Origin of the sequence: Nocardia harenae NBRC 108248 (assembly GCF_001612885.1) — a bacterium.
Classification (GTDB): Bacteria; Actinomycetota; Actinomycetes; order Mycobacteriales; family Mycobacteriaceae; genus Nocardia; species Nocardia harenae.
The window spans coordinates 111,922-120,075 of sequence record NZ_BDBH01000018.1 but is presented as its reverse complement, the minus strand read 5'-3'; the positions used below and the strand labels follow the sequence as shown (position 1 = coordinate 120,075).

Sequence of the window (8,154 nt, the reverse complement as noted above, 5' to 3'; positions counted from 1 at the left end):
CCGCATCATGGACCCGAAGGTGCTCGCGCACTACGACGGCCATATCGCCAGGACCAACCTGCGCCCCGGCGCCCGGATCCGGCTCGCGGAGCCCGCCGATGCTGTGGCGTGACGTCCGCGGGGTCTTCGAGGCGCGGGTGGGGGAGCGGGTGGTGCGCGGCTGGGCGCCGACCGTCGAGGACATGGCCACCCTGCTGCGCCGCTACGGCGCCACCGCCACCACCGGGCCTGTGGTCTCTCTCGCGCCCGCGCGGGACGACCCCGACCACGTGCGCGCCGGGCACCTGGACCACGATCCCGGCTGGCCCCGGCTGCTGCGCGCCGCCGCCGACCGCCCGCAGCGGGACACCCTGCGCGCCGGGCTGGTTCAGCTCCGCGAGCGGATCCCGGCGAGCGAACCCGAGCTCCAGGACTGGCTGCGCGCCGGGATCGCCGCCGACCTCGGATCGCCGCCGCTGGTGGGGCGGATCGCGGTCTTCGACGGCACCCCGCCGGTGCCCTACCTCCCCGCCGACCGCCCGCAGGCAGGCGCGCAGAGCCTGGACTGGATCGACCCGCGCACCGTGCTCGCCGTCCCCGGCCGCACGCGCGAGCCGACCGACGACGACAGCCGGTCGGTGGCCGGCTTCTGCCGCACCCTGCGCGCCACGGGTACCGAAGCCGAATTGCGCACCTGGACCGATGATTTCCTGCTCGGCGGCGGCGCCAGGCCGATCCGGCTGGTGCGGGTCGAGGGCCCGGCGGGGCCGGTGTACGAGCTGCGCGGCGACGGCGCCCGCAGGCTGTGGTTCGCCCGCGCCTTCCGGCTACCGGTGCTCGCGCTGGTCAGCGCCGCGCAGCTGCCCCGCCCGCTGATCCCGGAGCAGGCGCCCGCCGCCGCCGGTTTCGACCGCTGGGCCGAGCTCTGGCGCGGGCTGCGCAGGCACCGCCTGCTCGACGTCCGCGAGGACACCGGCCACACCCCGCCGCGTTGGACCCCCACCCGGCTGGCCGCCGACTGGCTGCTGCTGCCCCCGGCCGATGCCACCGCCGCCGCCCGCGCCTACGACCGGCTGCACCCGGGCGCGCTGGCCGAGGCCACCGGCCTGCCCGCCGCCGTCCTGCTCGACGCCGACCGCTGGGCCGACGTGCTGCTGAACGGCTGAGCGGTCAGCGCGCGCCCGCGTCGTTCTGCGTAGCGCTGACGGCATTGCCGCCCTGCTCGGCGAAGAAGATCAGGTGCTCGGCCCCGGCGATGGTGCGGCGCTCCTGCGCCATGCGGCCGCCCGCCGCGCTCGACCCGGCCGTGAGCGCCGCTCCTTTGCCCACGCTTGACCCTTTCCATACTTAGGTTTGACTAACCAAACTTTCCGCGGTTATCGTTGGCGTCGCTCGGCGGTTGCGTGTGGCACCGCCTCTCCCTCTCGGGACCGTTCGGAAGGTGTGCCATGGTCAAGACCATCAGGTCCAGTATCGTCCTATTTGCCGCATTTGTGGTGAGTCTCGTGCTGGCATCGGCGCCGGCCACCGCGGATGTCTCCATTCGCGACGCCAAGGCGGGCGATCTGTACGTGCGTGCGGAGCAGCCGAGCCTGGATCAGCTGGAGCGCCAGTTCGCGGCCTTCTGGAACCCGAATATCGGTATCGACCCCAAGGTCGAGGTGAGCTACAACGGGCCGGGCGCGCGCGCCGAGCTGGAAAAGGTCATGCAGTACAGCCGGACCATGGACTTCTTCTCGCTGCAGGGCCGCGCCATCGGGCCGGTGCAGAACGACGGCAACACCCTCTCGGTCACCGTGCACGGCCTGATGGCCGGTATCCCGGCACAGACCACCACCTACCACTTCATCCGGGACGCCGGGCTCTGGAAGTTCGACTGGAAGCGCATCTGCCAGCAGCTGCAGTGCGCGGGCAACCCGAGCTTCGGCTACTGAGCCGCTGACGGGCGCGGGGCCGCGGGATGATCAGCGTCGATGGCGTCACCAGGAGGTTCGGTGACCGGGTTGCCGTCGGGGAGGTGAGCTTCACCGCCGAGGACGGGGCGATCACCTACCTGCTCGGGCCGAACGGCGCCGGGAAGACCACGGTCATGCGGATGATCGCCGGCCTGGTCCGCCCGGACGCCGGGCGGATCCGGATCGACGGCACGGCGTTGCCCGAGCTGGCGAGCACGCTCGGCACCATCGGCTTCGCGCTCGGGGCCTTCGCCCGCAACCCGCGGCACACCGCCGAGCAGCACCTGCGCTGGCAGGCGGCGCTCGGCGGGCGCAGGCGCGCCGATGTCGGGGCGCTGCTGGAGCGGGTGGGGCTCGGCCCGGCCGCGAAACGCCCGGTCGGCCGGTTCTCCTACGGCATGTTGCAGCGGCTCGGTATCGCCGCGGCGCTGCTCGGCGAGCCGGGCACCATCGTGCTGGACGAACCGGCCAACGGGCTCGACGTCGAGGGCACGCTGTGGCTGCGCGAGCTGCTCACCGGGCTCGCGGCCGACGGCACCTGCCTGCTGGTGGCCTCGCACGACCTCACCGAGGTGGCGATCACCGGCACCAGGATCGTGGTCATGGGCGCGGGCGCGGTGCTCTGGGACGCGAGCCGGGACGAGACCGTCGCCCGCGGCTCCGGCGAGCGTCCGCTGGAGGCCGCCTACCTGGAGATCACCAGGGGCAGCGTGGAGTACGCGGCGAGCGGAGCGCAGCGGTGACCCTGCTGATCGACGCGGTGCGCAGTGAGTTCGCCAAGCTCTCCCGGCGCAGCCCGCTCTGGTACACCGTGCTCCCGCTGGCGGTGCTCATCCCCACCGCGCTCAACTTCGGCATCGCCAAAGCCGTGGAGTCCAACCAGCTCAACGGCGGCGGTGGCATGGACACCGACAATGCCGCCTACTGGATCCTGGTCTTCTCCACCTTCATCCTCATGGTCGGCGCGGTCTCCGCGCTGGCCGGTGAGTTCCGGGACGACACCGCGCAGATCGTCTTCCGGATCCAGCCGCGGCGCTGGCTGCTTCCGGTGGCGAAGCTGGTGGTGTACGGGCTGATCGGGGCGGTCACCGCGGCGTTCACGGTGCTGGTCATGCTCGGGGGCTTCCCGCTGCTCTTCCCGGAGATCTGGGGGCGGGTGGAGATTCTCTCCGCCGACGGCATCCGGCTCTGGCTCGGCATTCCGCTCTTCACCGTGCTGGTCTGCGCGCTCGGGCTCGGGCTCGCCGCGCTGCTGCCCAAGCCGGGGCTGGTGGTGATGATCGTGCTGCTCTGGAAATTCGGCGTGGAAACCTTCGTCACCTTCGTGCCCGGCGATCTCGGGATCACGCTGCAGCAGCTCTCGCCGTTCCGGAACGGGGAGCTCGGGGTGGGGCAGATGGCCACCTTCGACAGCGCCTTCGGCGGGCAGAACGGCTCGCTGCTCTACTTCGCCGCGATCTGCGTCGCGATCTTCGCCGCCGGGACCGTGCGGCTCACCCGCGCCGACGTGCGAAACGACCAGTAAAGGAACGGCATGGCTCGCAGAGGTTTCCAGGGAGCGGTGCTCCGCGGCTTCGGCGTGGTGTACCACACCGCGACGGTGCTCGGCACCGAGCAGACCACGCCCCGGCTGCTCCGCGTGTGGCTGACCGCGCCCACGCTCTTCGCCGAGATCAGCGTGGAGCCGACGGCCTGGCTGCGGTTCTGGTTCCCGGATCCGGCGGGGTCCGAGAGCGAGTTCCAGCGCGGGTACACCATCGCCGAGGCGGAGCCGGAGACCGGGCGCTTCGCCGTCGATTTCGTGCTGCACGAGCCGGCCGGGCCCGCCTCCGCCTGGGCGACCCGGGTGACCGGGGGCGAGACCATCGAGGTGACGTCGTTCGGCTCGAAGAACTTCCATGTCGGCGACGATCTGCCCGCCGGGTACCTGCTGATCGGTGATTCGGCCTCGATCCCGGCCATCAACACCATCCTCGCCGCGGTGCCGCCGCAGGTCGCGGTGGAGGTGTACCTGGAGTTGCACCACGACGACGACCTGCTCATCCCGCTCACCCCGCACCCGCTGGCCCGGGTGCACTGGGTACCGCGCAGCTCGGAGTCCGCGCTGGCCGAGGCGCTCGAGGTACGGGACTGGGCGAATTGGTACTGCTGGGCCGGGCCGGAGTCGGCGTCGCTCAAGCACGTCCGGACCCGGCTCAAGGAGTTCGGCTTTCCCAAGAGCGATATCTACGCCCAGGCGTACTGGGTGCACGGGCGGTCCATGGGGAAGTCGCGGGATGCCGCGGAGCGCGACGCCGAGCGGGCGGGGAGCGCGCAGCCGCGCCCGGCCGTCGGTGCGGTGGCGGCTGATGTCGCCGCGGCGGCGGGCGAGACAGGCACGGGGGCGGCGGATGGCGCCGCGGCCGCCACTGCGAACCGCGCTACCGCCGCTACGGCGAACGGTGCTGCGGCCGGTACGGCGAACGGTGCTGCGGCCGGTACGGCGAACGGTGCTGCGGCCGCTACGGCGAACGGTGCCGCGGCCGGTACGGCGAACGGTGCTGCGGCCGCTACGGCGAACGGTGCCGCGGCCGCTACGGCGAACGGTGCCGCGGCAGGGGCGACGGTCGGCGCGGCCGGCGGCGCGAGTTCCGCCGCCGGTGCGGGCGCACCGACCCCTACCCCCGGACGCTGGCGCTCGCAGGCGGGCAGCAGGCTGTTCGCCGAGATCCGCCCGAAGCTCGTCGCGGCGGGCGTGCTGCAGGTGGTGCTGACCCTGCTCCAGCTCGCCCCCTACGTCCTGCTGGTCGAACTCGCCAGGAACCTGCTGGCGGGCAGCGATTCCGGCACGCTCTGGTCGCTCGGCCTCTGGGCGCTGGCCCTCTTCGGCGCAGGCACCCTGCTGGAATCCGCCCTGCAACTGTGGCTGCACGCGGTGGACGCCCGCTTCGGCCGCGACCTGCGCGCCCGGCTGCTCGGCACCCTGGCCACGCTTCCCCTCGGCTGGTTCACCGCGCGCAGCTCGGGCCAGGTGAGCAAGCTGGTCACCGGGAACACGCTGTCCCTGCACTACCTGGTGACGCACGCCGTCACCGACGCCGTCGCCGCGGTGGTGGCGCCGCTGGCGGTGCTCGGCTACCTGTTCTGGGTGGACTGGCGGCTCGGGCTGATCCTGCTGATCCCGGTGCTCGGCGCCGTGCTCACCATGCTGACCATGATGGCCCAGTCCGGGCCCAAGATCGTGCAGTCGCAGCGCTGGGCCGAGCGGATGAACGCCGAGGCCGCCTCGTACCTGGACGGCCAGCCGGTGATCCGGGTCTTCGGCGGCGCCGCGGCCTCCCCGTTCCGGCGCAGCCTGGACGGCTACATCGCCTTCCTGGACGGCTGGCAGCGTCCGTTCGTCGGCAAGAAGTCGCTGATGGACCTGATCACCCGCCCGGTCACCTTCCTCTGGCTGATCGCGCTGACAGGCACCGCGCTGATCACCACCGACCGGCTCGACCCGGTCGACCTGCTGCCGTTCCTCTTCCTCGGCACCACCTTCGGCTCCCGGCTGCTGAGCATCGGCTACGGCCTCTCCGGGCTGCGCGAGGGCAGGCTCGCCGCCCGCGACATCCAGAACACGCTGGACGAACCCGCGCTGGTGGTGCGCGCGGGCGGCATCGAGCGCGCGGAGCCGGCGGGCCGGGTGGTCTTCGACGAGGTGACCTTCGGCTACCGGGCCGGGGTCCCGGTGGTCGAGAACATCACGCTCACCCTGGAGCCGGGCACCGTCACCGCGCTGGTCGGCCCCTCCGGCGCGGGCAAGTCCACGCTGGCCGCGCTGCTGGCCCGCTTCCACGACCTGGACGCCGGGCAGATCCGGGTCGGCGGCCGCGATATCGCGGGGCTCACCCCGGACGAGCTGTACACCCGGGTCGGCTTCGTCTTCCAGGATGCCCAGCTGGTGCACGGGACGGTCAGGGAGAACATCGCGCTCGCGGTCCCGGACGCCGATCTCGCCGCCGTCGAACAGGCCGCCCGCGACGCCCAGTTGCACGACCGCATCCTGCGGCTGCCGCAGGGCTACGACACCGTGCTCGGCGCGGACACCGCGCTCTCCGGCGGCGAGCGGCAGCGGCTCACCATCGCGCGGGCACTGCTCGCCGACACGCCGGTGCTGATCCTGGACGAGGCCACCGCCTTCGCCGACCCGGAGTCGGAGTACCTGGTGCAGCGGGCGCTGGACCGGCTCGCCGCCGGGCGCACCGTGCTGGTGATCGCGCACCGGCTGCGCACCGTCACCGAGGCGGACCGGATCGTGGTGCTGGACGGCGGCCGGATCGCCGAGAGCGGCACGCACCCCGAGCTGCTCGCCGCCGACGGGCGCTACGCCCAGCTCTGGAATGCCGCCGAGACCGAGGAGTTCGCGCGATGATCGGCACCGTTCTCGCCCTGATCCCGCCCGCCCGGCGCCGGCTCTTCGCCGGCTACCTCGCGCTGACCGTGCTCTCCACGCTGCTGCGCGCGGTCGCCGTGGTACTGATCGTCCCGCTGGTCACCGCGCTCTTCGGCGCCGACCCGGCCGCCGCGTGGCCCTGGGTGGGCGCGCTGACCGGCGCGGTCGCGGCGGGCTGGATCGTGGACTCGATCGCCTCCCGGGTCGGCTTCGACCTCGGCTTCGGGCTGCTCGACACGGCACAGCGCACGGTCTCCGCGCAGGTCGCGCGGATTCCGCTGCGCTGGTTCGGCGAGGAGAACGCGGCGATCACCCGCCGGGCCATCGCCGCCACCGGGCCGGAGCTGGTCGGGCTGGTCGGCTACCTGATGACCCCGGTCATCCAGGGGCTGCTGCTGCCGATCGCCATCGGGCTCGCGCTGCTGCCCATCGCCTGGCAGCTCGGGGTCGCGGCGCTGCTCGCGGTGCTGCTGCTGCTCGGCGCGCTCGGCGCGACGCTGCGGCTCACCAGGGCCGCCGACCGAGTCGCCACCGAGTCGAACAGCGCGCTCACCGCGCGCATCCTGGAGTTCGCCCGCACCCAGGCGGCGCTGCGCGCGGCCCGGCGGGTGGCGCCTGCCCGGAGTGAGACCGGCGCGGCGCTCGATGCCCAGCACGGCGCGACGGTCCGGCTGCTGCTGCTCAGCATTCCGGGGCAGGTGCTCTTCGGGCTGGCGAGTCAGCTGGCGCTGCTCGGGCTGGCGGGCACCACCGCCTGGCTCGCGGTGCGCGGCAGCATCGGGCTGCCGGAGGCGGTGGCGCTGATCGTCGTGGTCGTCCGGTTCCTGGAGCCGTTCGCCGCCATCGGCGACCTCTCCGGTGGGCTGGAGAGCGCGCGGAACACGCTGCGCGACATCAGGACCGTCACCGACGCGCCGGGCCCGGCGTCCGGTGCCACCGAGCCGCCCGCCGTGGCCGCGGGCGCCGCCGTCGAACTGCGCGGCGTGCACTTCGGCTACGGCGACGACCCGGTACTGGCCGGGCTCGACCTCGAGTTCGGCGCGGGCGAGATCACCGCGATCGTCGGGCCCTCCGGCGCGGGCAAGAGCACGATCCTCGCGCTGGTGGCGGGGTTGGAGGCGCCGGACGCGGGCACCGTGCGGGTCGGCGGCGCCGACCTGGGCGCGCTCGACCCGGCGGTCCGGCCCGCCGCGGCGGCCGTCGTGTTCCAGCAGCCGTACCTCTTCGCCGGGACCATCAGGGAGAACGTGCTCGCCGGTGATCCCGGCGCCGACCCCGAGCGGCTCGCGACCGCGCTCCGGCTGGCCCGGGTGGACGAGTTCGCGGAGCGGCTGCCGGACGGCCTGGACACCATGGTCGGCGAGGCGGGCACCGCGCTCTCCGGCGGTGAGCGGCAGCGCGTCTCGATCGCGCGGGCGCTGCTCAAACCGGCCGCGGTGCTGGCGGTGGACGAGGGCACCAGCGCGCTGGACGCGGAGAACGAGGCGGCGGTGGTCGCCGCGGTCACCAACGACCCGCAGCGCCGGACCCGCATCGTGGTGGCGCACCGGCTCAGCACGATCGCCGGTGCCGACCGGGTGCTGTTCGTGGAGGACGGCCGGGTGGCCGAGGACGGCAGCGTGCAGGAACTGCTCGCCGCCTCCGGCCGGTTCGCCGATTTCTGGTGGCAGCAGAACGATGCCGCCGGCTGGCGGATATCCGCCGGCCTCGGCTGACCCGCACAAACCGAAAAGAGAACTGTCGAACGGGCCGGAAGCGGCGCGGTACCCCCGCGCGCCCGTGCCAGGTGAAAGCTGTTGTGCC

8 protein-coding genes and 1 pseudogene are annotated in these 8,154 nt (G+C 73.3%); 8 read left to right on the top strand and 1 reads right to left on the bottom strand.

Annotation, left to right across the window (positions count from 1 at the left end; translation table 11 throughout):
* Positions 1 to 98: 98 nt before the first annotated feature.
* Complete coding sequence (locus tag NH2_RS27655) at positions 99 to 1,145, top strand: hypothetical protein (RefSeq protein ID WP_067660834.1); 1,047 nt, start codon at positions 99 to 101, stop codon at positions 1,143 to 1,145.
* A 4-nt stretch (positions 1,146 to 1,149) separates the two neighbouring features.
* Here the strand turns inward: NH2_RS27655 and NH2_RS29125 are convergent, their stop codons facing one another.
* Complete coding sequence (locus tag NH2_RS29125) at positions 1,150 to 1,308, bottom strand: hypothetical protein (protein ID WP_157104005.1); 159 nt, start codon at positions 1,306 to 1,308, stop codon at positions 1,150 to 1,152.
* A gap of 176 nt (positions 1,309 to 1,484) precedes the next feature.
* Here NH2_RS29125 and NH2_RS27650 point away from each other — a divergent pair, with 176 nt between their 5' ends.
* The 7 genes and pseudogenes from NH2_RS27650 (at position 1,485) to NH2_RS27630 (ending at position 8,066) form a co-directional block, all read left to right on the top strand.
* The gene (locus NH2_RS27650; RefSeq protein ID WP_245650796.1) at positions 1,485 to 1,913 is read left to right on the top strand and encodes an MTB12 C-terminal domain-containing protein; all 429 of its coding nucleotides are present in this window, start codon (positions 1,485 to 1,487) and stop codon (positions 1,911 to 1,913) included.
* A gap of 26 nt (positions 1,914 to 1,939) precedes the next feature.
* The gene (locus tag NH2_RS27645) at positions 1,940 to 2,677 is read left to right on the top strand and encodes an ABC transporter ATP-binding protein (protein WP_067660819.1); all 738 of its coding nucleotides are present in this window, start codon (positions 1,940 to 1,942) and stop codon (positions 2,675 to 2,677) included.
* The gene (locus tag NH2_RS27640; RefSeq protein ID WP_067660816.1) at positions 2,674 to 3,459 is read left to right on the top strand and encodes an ABC transporter permease; all 786 of its coding nucleotides are present in this window, start codon (positions 2,674 to 2,676) and stop codon (positions 3,457 to 3,459) included. Before NH2_RS27645 ends, NH2_RS27640 begins: the two co-directional genes overlap by 4 nt.
* A 9-nt stretch (positions 3,460 to 3,468) precedes the next feature.
* Positions 3,469 to 4,128: pseudogene (locus tag NH2_RS30365) on the top strand (siderophore-interacting protein); the annotation flags it as partial.
* An 82-nt stretch (positions 4,129 to 4,210) separates the two neighbouring features.
* Positions 4,211 to 4,687 (top strand): hypothetical protein, encoded by a 477-nt coding sequence (locus tag NH2_RS30360; RefSeq protein ID WP_369690072.1) that lies wholly within the window; start codon positions 4,211 to 4,213, stop codon positions 4,685 to 4,687.
* Positions 4,669 to 6,330 carry an ABC transporter ATP-binding protein gene (locus NH2_RS30355; RefSeq protein ID WP_369690071.1) on the top strand — a complete coding sequence of 554 codons (1,662 nt, stop codon included), beginning with the start codon at positions 4,669 to 4,671 and terminating at the stop codon, positions 6,328 to 6,330. Before NH2_RS30360 ends, NH2_RS30355 begins: the two co-directional genes overlap by 19 nt.
* The gene (locus NH2_RS27630) at positions 6,327 to 8,066 is read left to right on the top strand and encodes an ABC transporter ATP-binding protein (RefSeq protein WP_067660810.1); all 1,740 of its coding nucleotides are present in this window, start codon (positions 6,327 to 6,329) and stop codon (positions 8,064 to 8,066) included. Before NH2_RS30355 ends, NH2_RS27630 begins: the two co-directional genes overlap by 4 nt.
* Positions 8,067 to 8,154 lie beyond the last annotated feature (88 nt).